The sequence below is a fragment of the Microbacterium sp. W4I20 genome (assembly GCF_030816505.1).
Lineage (GTDB): Bacteria > Actinomycetota > Actinomycetes > Actinomycetales > Microbacteriaceae > Microbacterium.
Genome location: NZ_JAUSYB010000001.1, coordinates 1,848,650 through 1,864,235 on the forward strand (window position 1 = coordinate 1,848,650; position 15,586 = coordinate 1,864,235).

Genomic DNA, 15,586 nt, shown 5'->3' on the forward strand with positions numbered 1-15,586 from the left:
GTCCTCGGTCTGGTCGTGCGGTCGCCCCGCACGACGGCGGATTACTGCGCGACGAGCTCGGCGAGCGCCGCGCGCAGGTCGTCGACGGGCAGCTCGACGATGGTGGCCTCGCCGCGCTTCTCCTCTTCCAGGGCTGCGACGACGCGGTCGTCGCGGTAGGTCTTCTCGAGGAGCCTCCAGGCCGGGTCATCGGCGCGGTCGGCGGTCGTGGCGACGACGATCACGTAGGGGCTCGAGGTGGTGGCGGCCGAGTCCTCGAGCACGAGGGCGTCGTCGCTGGTGATCTCGAGCGCCGGGTCGAAGTCGTCGGTCGCGATCACGACGGCCGAGATGGTCGGGTCGCTGTAGCTGGTCTGCACCGACTCGTGGGCGATGCGCACGAGCTCGACCCCGCGCGGGTTCGAGGTGATGTCCTCCTCGGTCGGGAAGACGCCGGCGTTCTCGTCGACCTCGATGACACCGGCGGTCTGCAGGATGAACAGCGCGCGCGAGAAGTTCGCGGGGTCGTCGGGAACGGCGACCTTCGCCCCCTCGGGAATGTCGTCCGCCGACTCGAGATCCTCCGAGAACAGACCCCACGCCGAGATCACCGTCGAGAAGACGGGGGTGATGTCCGAGTCGTTCTCCTTGTTGAACTGACTCAGCCACGCGACGTGCTGGAAGGAGTTGCCGTCGACCTCGCCCTCGACGAGCGCGGTGTTCGGCAGGTAGGGGTCGTCGAAGTTCACGAAGGTGAGGTCGAGGCCGTTCTCCCGGCCGACCTCGATGATCGCGTCCTGGAAGTCGCTCTGCGCGGTGTCGGCGATCGTCAGCGGGATCAGCTCGTCCTCGCCATCGCCGGCAGCCTCGGGGGTCGCGTTCTGCACCACGATCGGGATGACGATGGCCGCGGCGATCGCCACGACGGCGACGGCTCCGCCGATCAGCCACAGACGCTTGCGCGACTTCTGCTTCGCGAGGTGCGCGTCGATCTCGCTCTGGGTCTGATTCTGCTCTGACATGAGGGGCTCCTGCGAGGTGGGCGGGTCGTCGGGAGTGCGTCCCACGTCGGTGACCGACCGTTCGGGCGGCGGCGCGACAGATGCGGGATGTGTTCCGACGTTAGCCGCGGGGCCACCGGGGGCACGATCCAGGCGGTAACGCGCGGAAACACGAGCGGGGCTCGTCGTGCGGGAAAGGCGAGCGGACGGCGGGTTTAGAGTAGCGCCATGACCTCGCCCGTGCCCGTCCGACGACAGGCGGCGCTCGTCTACAACCCCATCAAGGTCGACGAGAAGAGGCTGCGCGCCGCGGTGCGGGATCTGTCGCGCGAGGCCGGGTGGGAGCATCCGGCCTTCTATCCCACGACGATTCAGGATGCCGGTCAGGCCGCCACCGCGCAGGCTCTCGCACGCGGCGTCGATGTCGTGCTGGTGGCCGGCGGAGACGGCACCGTGCGCGCGGTGTCGGAGGCGATCGCGAACACCGGGGTGCCGCTCGCGATCCTCCCGAGTGGCACCGGCAATCTGCTGGCCCGCAATCTGGGGCTCCCGCTCGGCGACCCGGCGGAGATGATCCGGGCCGCCCTGGGCGACTTCCGATTGCCCATCGACATCGGATGGGCGCGGATCAACCGTGCGAACGGGGAGGTATCGGAGCACGCCTTCGTCGTGCTGGCCGGCATCGGCCTCGACGCCGACATGATCGCGAACACCCGCTCAGACCTGAAGAGGTCGGTGGGGTGGATCGCGTACGTCGACGGGGCCGCCCGCTCGCTTCCGCGCGCCCGCCCCTTCCGCGCGGTCTATCAGATCGACGACGGGCGCCTGCATTCGACGAAGGTGCACAGCATCCTGTTCGCGAACTGCGGCACCCTGCCGGGCGGCATCGCGTTGATTCCGGATGCGTCCATCACCGACGCGACCCTCGACGTCGCGGTCATCCAGCCCACGGGCATGCTCGGCTGGCTCGGAGTCTGGCGGAAGATCTGGTGGGACAACTCGGTCCTGCGGCGCTTCCGCGCCGGTCGCCGCGTGCTGGAACGTCGTGGCCGGGATGCATCGGTGCATTACTTCCGGGGGCTCGCGGCCGAGGTCGCGCCGCCGGGCCCCACCCCGATCGAGCTGGACGGCGACGAGTTCGGCGAGGCCGTGCGGATGACCTGCCGCACCGACCCCGGGGCGCTGCTGCTCGCGCTGCCCGCGGGGCACCCCGTCTCGATGCTCTGAGCGTCAGCGCAGGCGATCAGCCGATCCGGATGGTGCCATCGAGTCCGTCTCCGACGAGCGTCAGGGTGAACGGCCCGTCGTCGTCCACAGCATCCTCCCCGAAGTCGAGGATCGTGCCGCGAGGGCCCATGTCCATGGTGCAGATCTGCTGATCATCGGTGACGAAGGTCGCGGTGCCCGCGTTCCCTGCACCCTCGAGCGACTCGACCACCGGTACGCACGACGACGATCCCCAGGTCAGGAGCACGAGCCCGCCGTCATCGAACCAGGCGGCCGTCGACATCCCGGTCTCGAGCCCGGACTCGCCGGTGGCCGCCGGGTCGCCGTCGATGTCGACGTCGTCGTTCACGTCGCCGTAGGTCACCTGCAGCGTGATGTCGGACTTCGGGTCGACTCCCTCCGGAAGGGCGCCGAGGCTCGCCCGCGGGACGAGATCCTTCGTGCACGCCGCATCGCCGGGAACGTCGACGAGCGTGACGGTGACCGTCTGCCCGTCGGCGGAGACCTGATCGACCTGCGGCACGCACGTCGACGACCCGGACGTGATGACCGCGAACATGCGTCCGTTGTCGAGCAGTACGCCTTCGACGTCGTTGCGGTCGTCGGCGTCCTCGGGCGCGGACGACGGCGCGGCGGAGCTCGTCGGGGTCTCGGCGCCCGGCGTCGTGGTGCAGCCCGCGAGGAGCGCGACCGCGGCGAATGCGGAGAGGACGGCGGCGTAGCGAGTGCGGAGGGCCATGCTCACAGGGTACCCGGCGGGCATGACGGAGTCACCCGGTCGAGCGGCGCAGCGGACGGCTACTGCAGCGCCGAGGTGAGTCGCGCGAGGTTGTCGAGCACCGTGGAGCGCAGGGGTTGCTGCATCCACTCCTCGAGCGTCAGCTCTCGACTGAGGGATCGGTACTGATCCTCCACCTCGCGCATCTCGGAGACGAACTCCTGCCCGCGCACCAGCATCGACACCTCGAGGTTCAGGCCGAACGACCGCATGTCCATGTTGCTCGACCCGATGACCGCGACCTCGTCGTCGATCGTGAGCGTCTTGGTGTGCAGGATGTACGGCTTGCGGTACATCCAGATGCGCACGCCCGCCTTCAGCAGCACCTCGTAGTAGCTGCGCTGGGCGTGGTAGACCATCGCCTGGTCGCCCTCTTCCGAGACGAACAGCTCGACGTGCACGCCACGGTCGACCGCCGCGGTGACCGCCAGCAGCAGCGCCTCGTCGGGGACGAAGTACGGGCTGACGATCATGATCTTGTGCTTCGCCGCGTACAGCAGCCCGAGGAAGAGACGCAGGTTGTTCTCGACCTCGAATCCCGGCCCCGAGGGGACGACCTGGCAGTCCAGATCGCCCGACCCGATGTCGGCGTGCGAGATGTCGATCTCCTCGAGCACCTCATCGGTCTCGCTGTACCAGTCGCTGAGGAAGATGGCGTTCACGCTCAGCACGACCGGACCGTCGATGCGCACCATCAGGTCGACCCAGTGGAGTCCGCGTTTGATGTTCCGTCGCAGGTTGTAGGTCGAGTCGGTGATGTTCTGGGAGCCGAGGAAGGCGATCTTGCCGTCCACGACGAGGAGCTTGCGGTGATTGCGCAGGTCAGGGCGCTGCATCCGCCCCTTCAACGGCTGGACGGGCAGCATCAGGTGCCAGTCGGCGCCCATCGCATTGAGTCTCTTGATGGTCTTCTTGTAGCGGGGCTTGCCGCGGTTGGCCCAGTGGTCGAGCAGCACGCGCACTTCGACACCGCGGGCCGCGACCTCTTCCATCGCGCGGAAGAAGTCGTCCGTGGCCGCATCGGACTGCAGGATGTAGAACTCGACGTGGACGTAGTCCTTCGCCTCGCGGATGGCGGCGGCCATCGCATCCAACGACTCCTGGTAGTCCGAGATCAGGTGCGCGCCGTTGTCGCCGGAGAGCGGCAGCGCACCCAGCCGCTGATTCATCTCGACGATCGGGCCGAACCACCCCGGAGCGTGCGGCCGCAGGGTCCCGAAGTGCAGGTGCTCGCTCGTTTGCGCGATGTACTCGTTGATCTGGTCCTGCTTGCGGCGCCGGGCCCGCGGGAGCCGTGGGTTGCCGATCAGGAGGAAGAGGAAGACGCCGACGAACGGGATGAAGAACACCGCGAGGAGCCAGGCCATCGCGGCGGTGGGTCGGCGGTTGCGCGGGATGACGATGATCGCCGTGGTGCGGATGACCAGGTCGAGGGCCAGCAGGAAGGCGGCGATCCACCATCCCCAGGTCTCCGCCGTCATCGTTGCCCCTCACTTCGGCGGCGTTCGCCGTACGTCGGCGCCGTCGCCCGCGCGTCTGCTACACAGTAGCCGATGGTGCAGACGTCGCTCAGACGCGAGGGGGAAGGCCGCGCGCTGCGCGCTCCTCGGCCTCGATCCGGGCGTGCACCTTCCGCTCGGTGCGGTCGGAGCGGAGGATGCCGCGGAGCACGAAGAAGAACACGACGCTCACGCCGATGGTCGGCAGGATCGACCATGCCGCAGCGAGCCAGAAGTTCTCCATCCCTCCATCGTACGCGAGCCACTCCTCGTACACAGTCGGGGCCTTTCAGCGACTGCCTCCACAGGACGCGGATCCGCCCCACGAGGATGCCCCGATCGATGACACTCCTGGCATGACAACACTGCTTCGTGCTTCCGGCTCCGCCGAATTCCTCCGCATCGTCCCCGCCCTTGCCGGCTTCACCCCACGACAGAGCATCGTGCTGCTGCCGTTCCGCGACTCGCGCACGTATGGCGCGATGCGTCTCGACCTCCCCGGTCCCGACCTCTCCCTGGAGGACTACGCCGATGCCGCGGTCGGTCTGGTCGCGCGGGTCGAGGGAACAGACGCGGTCGCCGTGGTGGTGTACACCGACGAGGCGGCGCACCCGACCCGCGACGGCCTGGTGCTGCCGTTCGCCGTCGAGGTGGACGAGCTGCTGGGATGCGCCGCGGAGGCAGGACTCCGCGTGGTCGACGCTCTCTGCGTCACGCCGGCAGGCTGGTCGAGCTACCTCGATGAGGACCCGGAGATCGGTCCGTCCGACGAGATCGAGCCGCTTCGCGATGCACCGTCCGAGGGTGATGTGTCCGGCGACCAGTCGACCGGATCGGACCTTCCGGAGATCGGCTTCATCGAGAAGGAACGCGTCGGGCAGGCGCTGGTCGATCTCACGCGCCTGCTCGGTCACGATGGTCACGGGAAGCCGAGCGGGCGCGAGAACCCCGCCGCGATCGCCGCCCTCGTCATGCTCGAAGACGTCCCGGCGTTCTTCGAGTCGGTGCTGCGCTCACCCGACGATCTGCCGCCGTTCGCGACCGCCGCACTGCTCTGGTGCCTGAATCGCCCGCTGTTCCGCGATGTGGCCATCGCGCAGTGGGCGACGGACCTGGCCGGAGGCATGCGCACCCTCGAGGCCCAGCTCGCGTTCTCGGCGACGGGCGAGACCGTGCCCGACGACCTCGGAGCCGTGTTCCTCGGGCAGGGTCCCGCTCCCGACACCGATCGCCTTCGGGTCGCCCTGACCGTCGTCCGGGAGGCGGCGGCACGAGCGCCCCGGGAGTTCCGGCCGGCACCGCTCACGGCAGCAGCCTGGCTGTCCTGGGCTCTGGGGCGCTCGACCCACGCGGGGCACTACCTCGAACGGGTGCGAGAGATCGACCCGCAGTATGGACTCGCCGCGCTGCTCGGCACCATGATCGGCGGGGCGATGCTGCCGGAGTGGGCGTTCCGGCGAGGACCGCTCGGATGACGGTCCGGCCGCTCGCCTACTTGACCAGGGGGAAGAGGATGGTCTCTCGGATGCCGAGACCGGTGATCGCCATCAGCAGGCGGTCGATCCCCATGCCCATTCCTCCGGACGGCGGCATGCCGTGCTCGAGAGCGCGCAGGAACTCCTCGTCCACGGGCATGGCCTCCACGTCGCCACGCGCGGCGAGCTTCGCCTGCTCGACGAAGCGCTCGCGCTGGATGACCGGGTCGACGAGCTCGGAGTATCCGGTCGCCAGCTCGAATCCGCGGATGTACAGGTCCCACTTCTCCACGACGCCCGCGATCGAGCGGTGCTCGCGCACCAGCGGCGACGTGTCGACCGGGAAGTCCATCACGAACGTCGGGCGCACGAGGTCGCCCTTCACGAAGTACTCCCACAGCTCCTCGATGAGCTTGCCGTGGGTCGCCTGCGGCGGCAGATCGACGTCGTTCGCCTCGGCGAAAGCGATGAGGTCCTCGACCGGATCCTGCGGCGTGAAGGTGCGACCGGCCGCCGCCGACAACGAGTCGTACATCGAGATGCGGTCCCACTCGCCGCCGAGGTCGTATTCGGTGCCGTCGGCCCACGTCACGGTCGTCGACCCCGCCACGGCGATCGCGGCCTGCTGCACGAGCTCCTGAGTGAGCGCCGCCATCTGGTCGTAGTCGCCGTACGCCTGATAGGCCTCGAGCATCGCGAACTCCGGGCTGTGCGTCGAGTCGGCGCCCTCGTTGCGGAAGTTGCGGTTGATCTCGTACACCCGCTCGATGCCGCCGACGACGGCCCGCTTGAGATAGAGCTCCGGGGCGATGCGGAGGTACAGCTCGGTGTCGAAGGCGTTGGAGTGCGTGACGAACGGACGGGCGGATGCTCCCCCGTGCTGCACCTGCAGCATGGGGGTCTCCACCTCGAGGTAGTCGTGGCCGGTGAACGTCGCACGCAGACTGGCGTTCACGGCGGCGCGCGCCCGCACGGTGGTGCGGGCCTGCTCGCGGACGATCAGGTCGAGATAGCGACTGCGGACGCGTCCTTCTTCGCTGAGCTCGGAGTACGCGTTCGGGAGCGGGAGGATCGCCTTCGACGCGATCTCCCAGCCGTCGGCCATGATCGACAGTTCACCGCGGCGGCTGGAGATGACCTCGCCGTGCACGAACACGTGATCGCCCAGGTCGACGTACTCCTTCCAATCGGCAAGAGACTCGTCGCCCACGTTCGCGAGCGAGATCATCGCCTGGATGCGCGAGCCGTCGCCGGCCTGCAGCGTGGCGAAGCAGAGCTTGCCCGTGTTGCGGCTGAAGACCACTCGGCCCGCGACCCCGACCACGAGGCCGGTCTCGGCTCCCGCCTCGAGCTCACCGTATTCGGCGCGCAGGGCCGGGATCGCGTGCGTGACCGGCACACCGACCGGGAAAGCCCCGCCGGCGGCATCTGCGCGCTTCGCGATCAGCCGCTCGCGCTTCGCGAGACGCACGGCCTTCTGCTCGTGGACGTCCTCTTCGGACGAGGGGTCGGCCGAAGCCGAATCGGGCGCGGCGGACGCGTCAGTCATGTGCGGGCTCCTTGAAGTCCTCACCAGTTTACCGAGCCGGGATGCCGAGACTGCGGCGTCGCCTGGGTAGCCTCGAAGCATGGCCGCCACACGCACTCTCCGCGCGCTCGCAGCACTCGCCCTCGCTCTCGCCGCGGTCGCCACGCCCGGCGTGGCCTCTGCAGCCGTCGCTCCCGGAACCGCCTCCTCCCTGCCGTCGCAGGCAGCCGGGTCGGCGGCGGCCGACGTCGACGATTTCTCGTACGCCTCGTGGGACGCCCGATACGAGGTCGGGCTCGACGCCGAGGGCCGCGCCCGCATGCACGTCACCGAGACCGTCGTCGCCCGCTTCCCCCCATACGACCAGAACCGGGGCATCGTCCGCGGACTGCCGACGTCGTACGAGGGCGCGAGCACCGAGACCCGGGTGCTGTCCGTCACGGACGACTCCGGGGCGGACGTGCCGTTCGAGACCGACGAAGAGGACGGCCTGCTCCTGATCCTCACCGGCGACGACGACTTCGTGCAGGGGCTCACCACCTACGTGATCGAGTACGAGATGCAGGACGTGATCCTGGCGGCGGACGCGTCGAGAGGGTCGCGTGGCGAGCGGGCGGGGACGCCGGCGGTGGACGAGTTCTACTGGGACCTCCTCCCTCTCGACAGCACGCAGGCCATCGAGCGGTTCCGCGCCGACATCGTGTTCGATGCCGCGATGAGCAAGCGCCTCGCGGGATCCGCGAGCTGCTACGCCGGCGTCTCGGGTGCGACCGAGGAGTGCTCGCTCGACGGACCGGCGATCGACGGCGATGTCGCGACGTTCCGTGTCGAATCGGGTGAGCGCGCGGCCGGAGACGGAGTGACGGTGGCGATCGGCTTCGAACCGGGCACCGCGACCCAGCCCTCCGCCCGCACCCCGAACCCGGTGACCGACACCGTCCCTCTGATCGCCGCCATCGGCGCCGGGGCGCTGTCCGTCGGCGCCTGGGCGACGGTGTGGGCCTTCCAGCGCCGCCGCCGCACGGCGACCGGCGTCGTCGTCGCCCAGTTCGACGTGCCCGACTCGATGCCGCCCCTGCTCGCCGCCGCGCTGATCCCCGGCGCGAAGGACATCATCCCCGCTGAGATCGTGCACCTCGCCGTGCGCGGAACGCTGCGCATCGAAGAAGGAGGCTCCCCGGAGCATCCGCGGTTGCGAAGGATCCCCGACTCACGGATCCCCGACCAGCTCGACGTCGAGGCGCTCGACGCGCTGTTCCTCAAGGCGAATGCCGGGGGCGTCGTCGACGTCCCCACGTCCAGCGAGGCGTTCGCGGACCGGATGAACGCGCTGCTCCAGAGCGGCAAGAGCACCGCGGAATCGCGCGGCCTCACCACCGCAGCCCGTAGTCGCGGCGCAGTCATCGTGCAGTGGTGCGCCATCGCACTCGTGCTCCTCGGGCTCGGCGTCTCCCTCGTGGGCGTGATCACCGGACGGCTCTCCGCCATCCCTGCCCTCGTCGCCGTCTCGTTCGGCGTGGTCCTCGTGCTCATCGCGTGCTTCTACTCGTTCTCGAAGCACACCGTGCTCACGACCGAAGGCGCGCGGGAGCTCGAATACCTGAAGGGCGTCGAGGAGTTCATCCGCGTCGCGGAGGCGGACCGGCTCCGCATGCTGCAGTCGTACAGCGGGGCGGAGCGCCGCACGGACGGCGGAGCCGATGTCATTCACGTGTACGAGCGCCTGCTGCCCTACGCGATGCTGTTCGGCATGGAGAAGGAGTGGGGCGACGTGCTCGAGCGCGTCTATTCCGCCGAGCAGCACGGTCCGTCCTGGATCGGTGACCCCTCCTCCCCCTACGTCGGCGTGTACCTGTCCTCGTTCACGGCGTCGTCACACGCGGCAGCGACGTACAGCTCGCCGTCCGCCGGGACGTCGTCGAGCTCGGGGGGCTCGTTCGGCGGAGGCTTCTCCGGCGGCGGGGGCGGCGGCGGATTCTCCGGCGGCCGCTGAGAGGCCCGGCGGCCGCTGGGGCGCGATCGTCCGTCGGAGCCTGCGGCCGTCCGTCAGATCAACGCGGGAGGATCGGATGCTTCGCGCAGCGCGCGTTCGACGGTCGACTGCACGAGCGCCGAGAGATAGCCGCCCGGGTTCTCCACGCCGATCTCGCGCAGCCGCGCGGTCGACTGACCGATGATCGACCGCGAGAACTCGGTGGCGGTGTGGATGGCGTCGGCGTAGGCCGGGCGGTCCTCCTCGGCGATCACGATGGGCTCGCACCCGATCTCCACGGCGAGGGCCTGGGCGATCGGCAGCACCGCCGCCGGCGCCGTCACGGCAGCGAAACCCGCCTGCAGCTGCCGCAGATCGATCGACGTGCCGGTGAAGGTGATCGCGGGATGCACGGCCAGCGGAATGGCTCCGCGCTCGGCGGCGGGGCGCAGCACCTCGATGCCGTGGGACGCGTCCGTGTGCAGCACCAGCTGACCGACCTGCCAGCCGCCGACCTCGGCGATACCCGCGACCAGCGAGGGAAGCTGTTCCGTCGGGACCGCGAGGATGACCAGCTCGGCGCGGCGCACGACCTCGAGGGCGTCGAGGATAGGCACGTCCGGCAGCACCGCGGATGCCCGCTCGTCGTCGGACCCGCTCGTGATCCCGACGACGGCGTGCCCGGCGCCGCCGAGTGCCGCCCCGATGACGGGTCCGACCCGACCGGCGCCGATGATGCCGACGCCGAGACGTCCGTCTCGCACCACGGCGTCAGTCCCCCGTCGTCGCCGGTGGAGCAGGAGGCGCAGGAGGCGGTGCGACCGGCGGAGCAGGAGGCGCGACCGGAGGAGCAGGAGGCGGTGCGACCGGCGGAGCAGGCGGCGCCACCGGCGGTGCAGGAGGCGCCGCAACCGGCGGAGCAGGAGGAGCAGGAGGCGCAGGCGGCGGTGCAACCGGCGGAGCAGGAGGAGCGACCGGAACCGCGGGCTGCCCCGGCGCCGCATATGCCGGAGGCGCGACCGGCGCTCCCTGTGCCTCGGCCGCCGCATGCGCACTCCATCGGTGCGTCGTGTCGCGCGCCGCAGCCTCGGCGGCCGCGCGGCTGACGCCGTCGAGCAGCGCCAGCGCGTCCGCGCGTTCCAGTCCCGAGAGGTAGCCGGTGATGGGGCCGGGTGCGGTGTGCACCTGCGCGCCGGAGACGCGCTGCGACCGGTCGATCGGTCCCTGCGAGAGCGAGACGCCCTGCAGACGGGCGAGCGGGAACACCGCGAGCTTGCGCCAGATGATGCCGCGGCGCAGCAGCAGCCCGAAGTCGGTCACCGCGTAGCCGTGGCGCTTCCACGAGACCGGACGGCGCCACCACGCGCGTCGGGGCATGGTGCGATACGGGTCGCCGTCGATGGGCCCGGTGATCCCGTGATCCCAGAGGAACGGGATGCTGTCCGTGGGCACATCGGGGAGCACGAGCCCGAGGACCCGCTCGACGTCCGCCCGCTTGCCCACCGGGAGCACCACGTTGAACTGCTGCGCACTGCCCGACTGCTGCGCGGCCGCGCTCTTGCCGCTCATCCGGTTGATCTTGATCGTCCACCATCCGAACGGACGCCACAGCAGCGACTGCGAGACCTCGACCGCGAAGATGCGGCCGGGGGGCAGCGTCTCGGTCACGGTCGTCAGCAGGCCGTAGGTGATGCGGACGCCATCCGGTGTCGGGGCGATCGAGTAGCGCAGCGACTTGGAGATCTGCGCCCAGGTGATACCGACGACCGCGATGAGCATCGGGACGCCCATTCCGAGCCCGATGCCCAGCACGATGAAGCCGCCGTCGCTCTCGCCGTCGGCGATCAGTCCGATGATCGTGCTGCCGAGCGCGACCGCGAAGATCACGCCGAAGAACACCAGCCACAGCAGGGCCGAGATCAACTGCGAGCCGATCAGGCGACCGGTGGGGATCTTGACGACGCTCTCGGGCGCGACGTCGGCGAGGTCGACGCCGGAGATCAGGCTGTTGACGCCCTCGTTCACCGACCCGACCAGCTGGGAACGAGCCGACGCGCGGGTACCGTCCGCCGGCGGGTTCGCCGCGCCCTGCGGGTTCAGCGCGGCCTGACGCGCGGCCCTGGCTCCCGATGCGAGACGCAGGATGTCGGACCGCACGGCCTCGGCACGCGTGGTGGCGAGATACTCCAGGTCGACGTTCGCGTCGGTTCCGGCGCCGACCACCTCGAGCTTCGCGAGGCCGATGATCCGGGCCGGGAAGGGACGCGTGAGGTTGACACCCTGCACGCGGTCGAGCGGGGCTCGTCGGTGCGAGCGGAACACGATGCCCTTGCGCACCTCGACGTGGTCGCCCGTGATGCGGAACTGGTGGAATCGCCAGAAGAACCAGAAGATCGCCACCAGCACGATCACGAGGGCCAGCACGCCGAGCAGCACGAGCAGGATCAGGTTGTTCTCGACCACCCAGTCGACGGGGTCGCCGCCGTTGTAGTCGCCGTAGTGCGCCTCTTCGGGCGTGAACAGCGCGACGAACCAGTTGATGACCCGGTCCCGCATGTTCGCGATCACGATACCGGCGATGATGATCAGCGCCAGCCCGCCCTTGAACAGCGGGGTGAGCGGATGCATCCGGTGCCATTCGCCGTCCGCCAGGTTCGACGAGGTATCGCGATCGCGCGTCGCAGCCTTCGGCGCTTCGGGGAACTGCTGCTCGCTCACAGGCCGGTCCGGCGGGTCTCGGCCACTTCGATGAGGGTGTCGCGCAGCGCCTCGGCCGCGCCCTGCGTGAGACCGGGGATCTGGACGCCGGTGGTGGCCGCGGCCGTCACCATCTTCAGCTGGCTGATGCCGAAGGCGCGGTCGAGGGGGCCCTGCGTGATGTCGACGAGCTGCATGCGGCCGTACGGCACCGCGATCATGCGCTGCCACAGGATGCCCTTGCGGAACACGATGTCGTCGGCGCGCAGCATGTAGCCGATGGCCTTCGCCTGACGCGGCAGGATGATGAGCGCGATCACCGTGATGAGGAGGATCACTCCGGCGGGGATCCACACCCAGTCCTGCTCGAGGACGATGTTCAGCACGATGGCCACGGCCGCGACGAAGGCGATGAAGATCACGTTCTGCACGACCTGCGAGACCACATACCGCGGCGAGATCTGATGCCAGGTGCCGTCCAGTTCCAGACGCGCCTCGTTCCGCGCCGTGCGCAGCTGCGTGTAGGTGCCCTGGTCGAGGGCGTCGAGATCAACGCCCTCCGCCGGGTTCAGGGGCGCGGTCTCTGGGTTCTGAGTCATCAGGATCCTTCGGCAGGGTGCAGAACTGTTCGGCGACGAGCGCGGCGATCACGAGGATGATCGCGCTCCCGATCAGGGCCAGCATGGCCACAGTCGACCCTACCTGTGGATCGATGGGCCGCGACAGGAGGAACACCAGCAGGCCGACGCCGAAGCCCGCCATGATCGCTCCGAGCAGACTCGACGACCGGGCCAGCGTCGCCGCCCTGAGTGCACGGAACGGATCGATGCGGATGCCGGAGCGCACGCTGCGGCGCACCGGCCACGAGACGCCGAGCGCCGCGGCGGCGATCAGCAGCAGGAGCACGGGGAGCAGCAGCGACGGCGTGAACGTCGCTCGGCCGGTCACGGTGAGCAGGTGGTCGAGCAGGAATCCGGCACCCGCCGCGAGCAGCGCGAGGACGGCCAGCACACCCGCCGACGTGCGTCTCATCCGTCGCCCCGGGCGCGCAGCCGGGCCGCCAGGTCGGCGACCCTGCCGTGTCCTGGGAGTTCGGCATCCGCGTCGAGGTCGAGCCAGGGCTCGAGCACGAACAGCCGCTCGGAGGCGCGCGGATGCGGCAACTGCAGGTTCGGCTCGTCCGATGTGACGTCGCCGTAGGCGATGAGGTCGAGGTCGAGCGTGCGATCGCCCCAGCGCTCCCGGCGTTCGCGACCGTTCTCGTCTTCGATGGCGTGCAGCATCCCGAGCAGGATCGCGGGCGCGAGTCTCGTGGTCACCAGTGCGACGGCGTTCACGTATGTGGGCGCCTCGGGGTCGGGGCCGTCCACGCGCAGCGCGACGGTGTCGAAGAGACGGGACAGGCGCACATCGCTGACCAGAGGCAGTCGCGCGATCCGCTCGGCGGCGGCCCGGATCGTCGTGTGGCGCTCTCCGAGGTTCGCACCGAGCGCGACGACCGCCCGGGTCTCGGGGCGGCCGGCGCTCCGGTTCCCGTGATCGAGCGGGATGGCGAGATTGCGGCTCATGTGGTGATGTCCTCCAGCCCGACGGGCGACTGCGTGCGATGCACGGTGACGGCCACGTCGGCGAAGGTGAGCGGGATGGGGGCATGCGGCTTGTGCACGGTCACCGTGACGTTCTGCACCCGACGGTCGTCGAGCGCGACCCCGGCGATCCGCTCGGCGAGCGTCTCGATGAGGTTGACCGGCTCACCCGCGACGACGGCCGCCACCTTCTCGGCCAGTTCGCCGTAGTGCACCGTGTCGTTCACCTCGTCGGATGCTGCCGCCTGATCGAGCGACAGTCGCAGGCGGAGATCGATCGAGAACTCCTGCCCCTCCTCCCGCTCCTGCTCGTACACGCCGTGGCGGCCGAACACGGTCAGACCAGTGAGGACGATCTCATCGAGGGAATCCATGCCCCTAGCGTACGGGGGCGGTTCCGGACACGCCCTCAGCCTTCCCACGCGTGGGCGATCGCGAGTGCATCGCGGGTGGATGCGACGTCGTGCACGCGCACCGCCCACACCCCGACCCGTGCGGCGAGCGCGCTCGTGACGGCGGTGGCCAGGTCGCGGCGCTCTTCCGACACCTCAACGTCGCCGGATGCGCCGTGTCGCAGCGTCTCCGCGAGGAACCGCTTGCGCGAGGTGCCGATCAGCACCCGGGGCCCGAGGGCCACGATCTCGTCGAGCCCTCGCAGCACGTCCCAGTTCTGAGCTCCCGCTTTGGCGAAGCCGATGCCCGGGTCGACGATGAGGCGGGAGGGCGCGATTCCGGATGCCGCGGCTTCGCCGATCCGCTCCTGCAGTTCGCCGGCCACCTCCCGGGCCACGCGCCGGTACTCGGCGTTCGCATACATGTCGGCGGAGAAGCCCCGCCAGTGCCCGACCGCGAAGTCGGCTCCGGACTCCGCGACCGCCGCCCGCATCTCGGGGTCGGCGAGGCCGCCCGAGACGTCGTTCACGATCCGGGCGCCCGCGCGTACGGCCGCCACGGCCGTGGCCGCGTTCAGGGTGTCGATGCTCACCGGCACCCCGGCGGCGGCGAGCTGCTCGATGACCGGGATCACCCGCTGCTGCTCGACCTCGGTGTCGACGCGCTCGGCGCCCGGCCTGGTCGACTCTCCGCCGACGTCGAGCACGGTGGCCCCATCGGCGCGCAGCTGCAGACCGCGCGCCACGGCACGATCGACGTCGAGGTAGCGCCCGCCGTCGCTGAACGAATCGGGCGTCACGTTGACGATGCCCCAGATCGCGGTCATGCGGGCAGTCTTCGCTCGAAACCAGGGGTCCCTGAGCTTGTCGAAGGGCCGATCAGCGTGATGAGCTCCGCGCGTGCGGCAGCATCCGTGTACTCGCCCCGTGCGGCGATCGTGAGCGTCGACGCCTCCGGCTGACGACCGCCCCGCATGGTCACGCACCCGTGGCTCGCGTCGAGCACGACGAGCACTCCGCGGGTGTCGAGGTGCTCCGCGATGGTGTCCGCGATCTGTTCGCCGAGCCGCTCCTGCACCTGCGGCCGGGCGGCGAGGATCTCGACGACGCGCACCAGCGCACCCAATCCGACCACCTGCTCCCCCGGCAGGTAGGCGATGTGGGCGTGGCCGGCGAAGGGCAGCAGATGGTGTTCGCACACCGAGCGGAAAACGGATGTCGCGCAGCAGCACGGCCCCGGAGGGCAGGGTGTCCGGCGCCGGACCGCGCGTCACGCTGATCGTGCGCTGCAGCGGCTCCGCAGCATCCGCACCCACCCCGCCGAAGAATTCCGAGTACAGCTCGGCCATCCGGGCGGGGGTCTGCTTCAGTCCGGGCCGGTCAGGGTCTTCGCCGATCGCCTCGAGCAGTTCCCGGGTGAGCCGTTCGACGCGCCGACTGTCGACGGTCACG

At 69.9% G+C, this 15,586-nt stretch carries 15 protein-coding genes and 1 pseudogene; 3 read left to right on the forward strand and 13 right to left on the reverse strand.

Features of this window, described 5'->3' with window-relative positions; translation table 11 throughout:
• Positions 1-41 precede the first annotated feature (41 nt).
• On the reverse strand, positions 42-1,001 hold the full coding sequence (locus QFZ21_RS08905) for a MetQ/NlpA family ABC transporter substrate-binding protein (RefSeq protein WP_307376850.1): 960 nt from the start codon (positions 999-1,001) through the stop codon (positions 42-44).
• A gap of 207 nt (positions 1,002-1,208) precedes the next feature.
• On the opposite strand from QFZ21_RS08905, the gene QFZ21_RS08910 reads away from it, so the two are divergent.
• Positions 1,209-2,207, forward strand: coding sequence for a diacylglycerol kinase family protein (locus QFZ21_RS08910; RefSeq protein ID WP_307376853.1), 999 nt, complete (start codon positions 1,209-1,211; stop codon positions 2,205-2,207).
• Positions 2,208-2,223: 16 nt separating this feature from the next.
• Here QFZ21_RS08910 and QFZ21_RS08915 read toward each other — a convergent pair whose 3' ends face one another.
• From QFZ21_RS08915 to QFZ21_RS08925, 3 genes are all read right to left on the reverse strand, one after another.
• Positions 2,224-2,946, reverse strand: coding sequence for a hypothetical protein (locus QFZ21_RS08915; protein WP_307376855.1), 723 nt, complete (start codon positions 2,944-2,946; stop codon positions 2,224-2,226).
• Between the two features lie 59 nt (positions 2,947-3,005).
• The gene (gene cls / locus QFZ21_RS08920; protein ID WP_307376858.1) at positions 3,006-4,466 is read right to left on the reverse strand and encodes a cardiolipin synthase; all 1,461 of its coding nucleotides are present in this window, start codon (positions 4,464-4,466) and stop codon (positions 3,006-3,008) included.
• 88 nt (positions 4,467-4,554) lie between these two features.
• Positions 4,555-4,728 (reverse strand): hypothetical protein, encoded by a 174-nt coding sequence (locus tag QFZ21_RS08925; RefSeq protein ID WP_307376861.1) that lies wholly within the window; start codon positions 4,726-4,728, stop codon positions 4,555-4,557.
• Between the two features lie 112 nt (positions 4,729-4,840).
• Here QFZ21_RS08925 and QFZ21_RS08930 point away from each other — a divergent pair, with 112 nt between their 5' ends.
• Positions 4,841-5,959: a DUF4192 family protein gene (locus tag QFZ21_RS08930; protein ID WP_307376863.1), complete on the forward strand. Its 1,119-nt coding sequence runs from the start codon at positions 4,841-4,843 to the stop codon at positions 5,957-5,959.
• Positions 5,960-5,975: 16 nt separating this feature from the next.
• Here the strand turns inward: QFZ21_RS08930 and lysS are convergent, their stop codons facing one another.
• Entirely contained in the window at positions 5,976-7,508 is a 1,533-nt protein-coding gene (gene lysS / locus QFZ21_RS08935) for a lysine--tRNA ligase (protein ID WP_307376866.1), read from the reverse strand.
• 79 nt (positions 7,509-7,587) lie between these two features.
• Here lysS and QFZ21_RS08940 point away from each other — a divergent pair, with 79 nt between their 5' ends.
• Complete coding sequence (locus QFZ21_RS08940) at positions 7,588-9,480, forward strand: DUF2207 domain-containing protein (RefSeq protein WP_307376868.1); 1,893 nt, start codon at positions 7,588-7,590, stop codon at positions 9,478-9,480.
• A gap of 53 nt (positions 9,481-9,533) precedes the next feature.
• On the opposite strand, the gene QFZ21_RS08945 is transcribed toward QFZ21_RS08940, so the two are convergent.
• The 8 genes and pseudogenes from QFZ21_RS08945 to folE form a co-directional block, all read right to left on the reverse strand.
• Complete coding sequence (locus tag QFZ21_RS08945) at positions 9,534-10,226, reverse strand: DUF2520 domain-containing protein (RefSeq protein ID WP_307376871.1); 693 nt, start codon at positions 10,224-10,226, stop codon at positions 9,534-9,536.
• Positions 10,227-10,230: 4 nt separating this feature from the next.
• A complete protein-coding gene (locus tag QFZ21_RS08950) occupies positions 10,231-12,177 on the reverse strand; it encodes a PH domain-containing protein (protein ID WP_307376873.1) in 1,947 nt (648 codons plus the stop codon).
• A complete protein-coding gene (locus QFZ21_RS08955; RefSeq protein WP_307376875.1) occupies positions 12,174-12,755 on the reverse strand; it encodes a PH domain-containing protein in 582 nt (193 codons plus the stop codon). Before QFZ21_RS08955 ends, QFZ21_RS08950 begins: the two co-directional genes overlap by 4 nt.
• Positions 12,706-13,188 carry a DUF3180 domain-containing protein gene (locus QFZ21_RS08960; RefSeq protein WP_307376878.1) on the reverse strand — a complete coding sequence of 161 codons (483 nt, stop codon included), beginning with the start codon at positions 13,186-13,188 and terminating at the stop codon, positions 12,706-12,708. The genes QFZ21_RS08955 and QFZ21_RS08960 overlap by 50 nt, the downstream gene beginning before the upstream one ends.
• On the reverse strand, positions 13,185-13,724 hold the full coding sequence (gene folK, locus QFZ21_RS08965) for a 2-amino-4-hydroxy-6-hydroxymethyldihydropteridine diphosphokinase (protein ID WP_307376881.1): 540 nt from the start codon (positions 13,722-13,724) through the stop codon (positions 13,185-13,187). The genes QFZ21_RS08960 and folK overlap by 4 nt, the downstream gene beginning before the upstream one ends.
• Entirely contained in the window at positions 13,721-14,116 is a 396-nt protein-coding gene (folB, locus tag QFZ21_RS08970; protein ID WP_307376883.1) for a dihydroneopterin aldolase, read from the reverse strand. Before folB ends, folK begins: the two co-directional genes overlap by 4 nt.
• 35 nt (positions 14,117-14,151) lie before the next feature.
• Complete coding sequence (folP, locus tag QFZ21_RS08975) at positions 14,152-14,961, reverse strand: dihydropteroate synthase (protein WP_307376886.1); 810 nt, start codon at positions 14,959-14,961, stop codon at positions 14,152-14,154.
• A pseudogene (gene folE / locus QFZ21_RS08980) lies at positions 14,958-15,585 on the reverse strand (GTP cyclohydrolase I). The gene folP and the pseudogene folE overlap by 4 nt, the downstream one beginning before the upstream one ends.
• Position 15,586: the final 1 nt, after the last annotated feature.

What these genes read in the sequence shown, in the direction of transcription:
- cls (WP_307376858.1), bottom strand. Translation starts at nt 4,466, where the DNA reads ATGACGGCGGAGACCTGGGGATGGTGGATCGCCGCCTTCCTGCTGGCC.
- folP (WP_307376886.1), bottom strand. Translation starts at nt 14,961, where the DNA reads ATGACCGCGATCTGGGGCATCGTCAACGTGACGCCCGATTCGTTCAGC.
- QFZ21_RS08915 (WP_307376855.1), bottom strand. Translation starts at nt 2,946, where the DNA reads ATGGCCCTCCGCACTCGCTACGCCGCCGTCCTCTCCGCATTCGCCGCG.
- folK (WP_307376881.1), bottom strand. Translation starts at nt 13,724, where the DNA reads ATGAGCCGCAATCTCGCCATCCCGCTCGATCACGGGAACCGGAGCGCC.
- QFZ21_RS08930 (WP_307376863.1), top strand. Translation starts at nt 4,841, where the DNA reads ATGACAACACTGCTTCGTGCTTCCGGCTCCGCCGAATTCCTCCGCATC.
- folB (WP_307376883.1), bottom strand. Translation starts at nt 14,116, where the DNA reads ATGGATTCCCTCGATGAGATCGTCCTCACTGGTCTGACCGTGTTCGGC.
- QFZ21_RS08955 (WP_307376875.1), bottom strand. Translation starts at nt 12,755, where the DNA reads ATGACTCAGAACCCAGAGACCGCGCCCCTGAACCCGGCGGAGGGCGTT.
- QFZ21_RS08905 (WP_307376850.1), bottom strand. Translation starts at nt 1,001, where the DNA reads ATGTCAGAGCAGAATCAGACCCAGAGCGAGATCGACGCGCACCTCGCG.
- QFZ21_RS08960 (WP_307376878.1), bottom strand. Translation starts at nt 13,188, where the DNA reads ATGAGACGCACGTCGGCGGGTGTGCTGGCCGTCCTCGCGCTGCTCGCG.
- QFZ21_RS08925 (WP_307376861.1), bottom strand. Translation starts at nt 4,728, where the DNA reads ATGGAGAACTTCTGGCTCGCTGCGGCATGGTCGATCCTGCCGACCATC.
- QFZ21_RS08910 (WP_307376853.1), top strand. Translation starts at nt 1,209, where the DNA reads ATGACCTCGCCCGTGCCCGTCCGACGACAGGCGGCGCTCGTCTACAAC.
- QFZ21_RS08940 (WP_307376868.1), top strand. Translation starts at nt 7,588, where the DNA reads ATGGCCGCCACACGCACTCTCCGCGCGCTCGCAGCACTCGCCCTCGCT.
- lysS (WP_307376866.1), bottom strand. Translation starts at nt 7,508, where the DNA reads ATGACTGACGCGTCCGCCGCGCCCGATTCGGCTTCGGCCGACCCCTCG.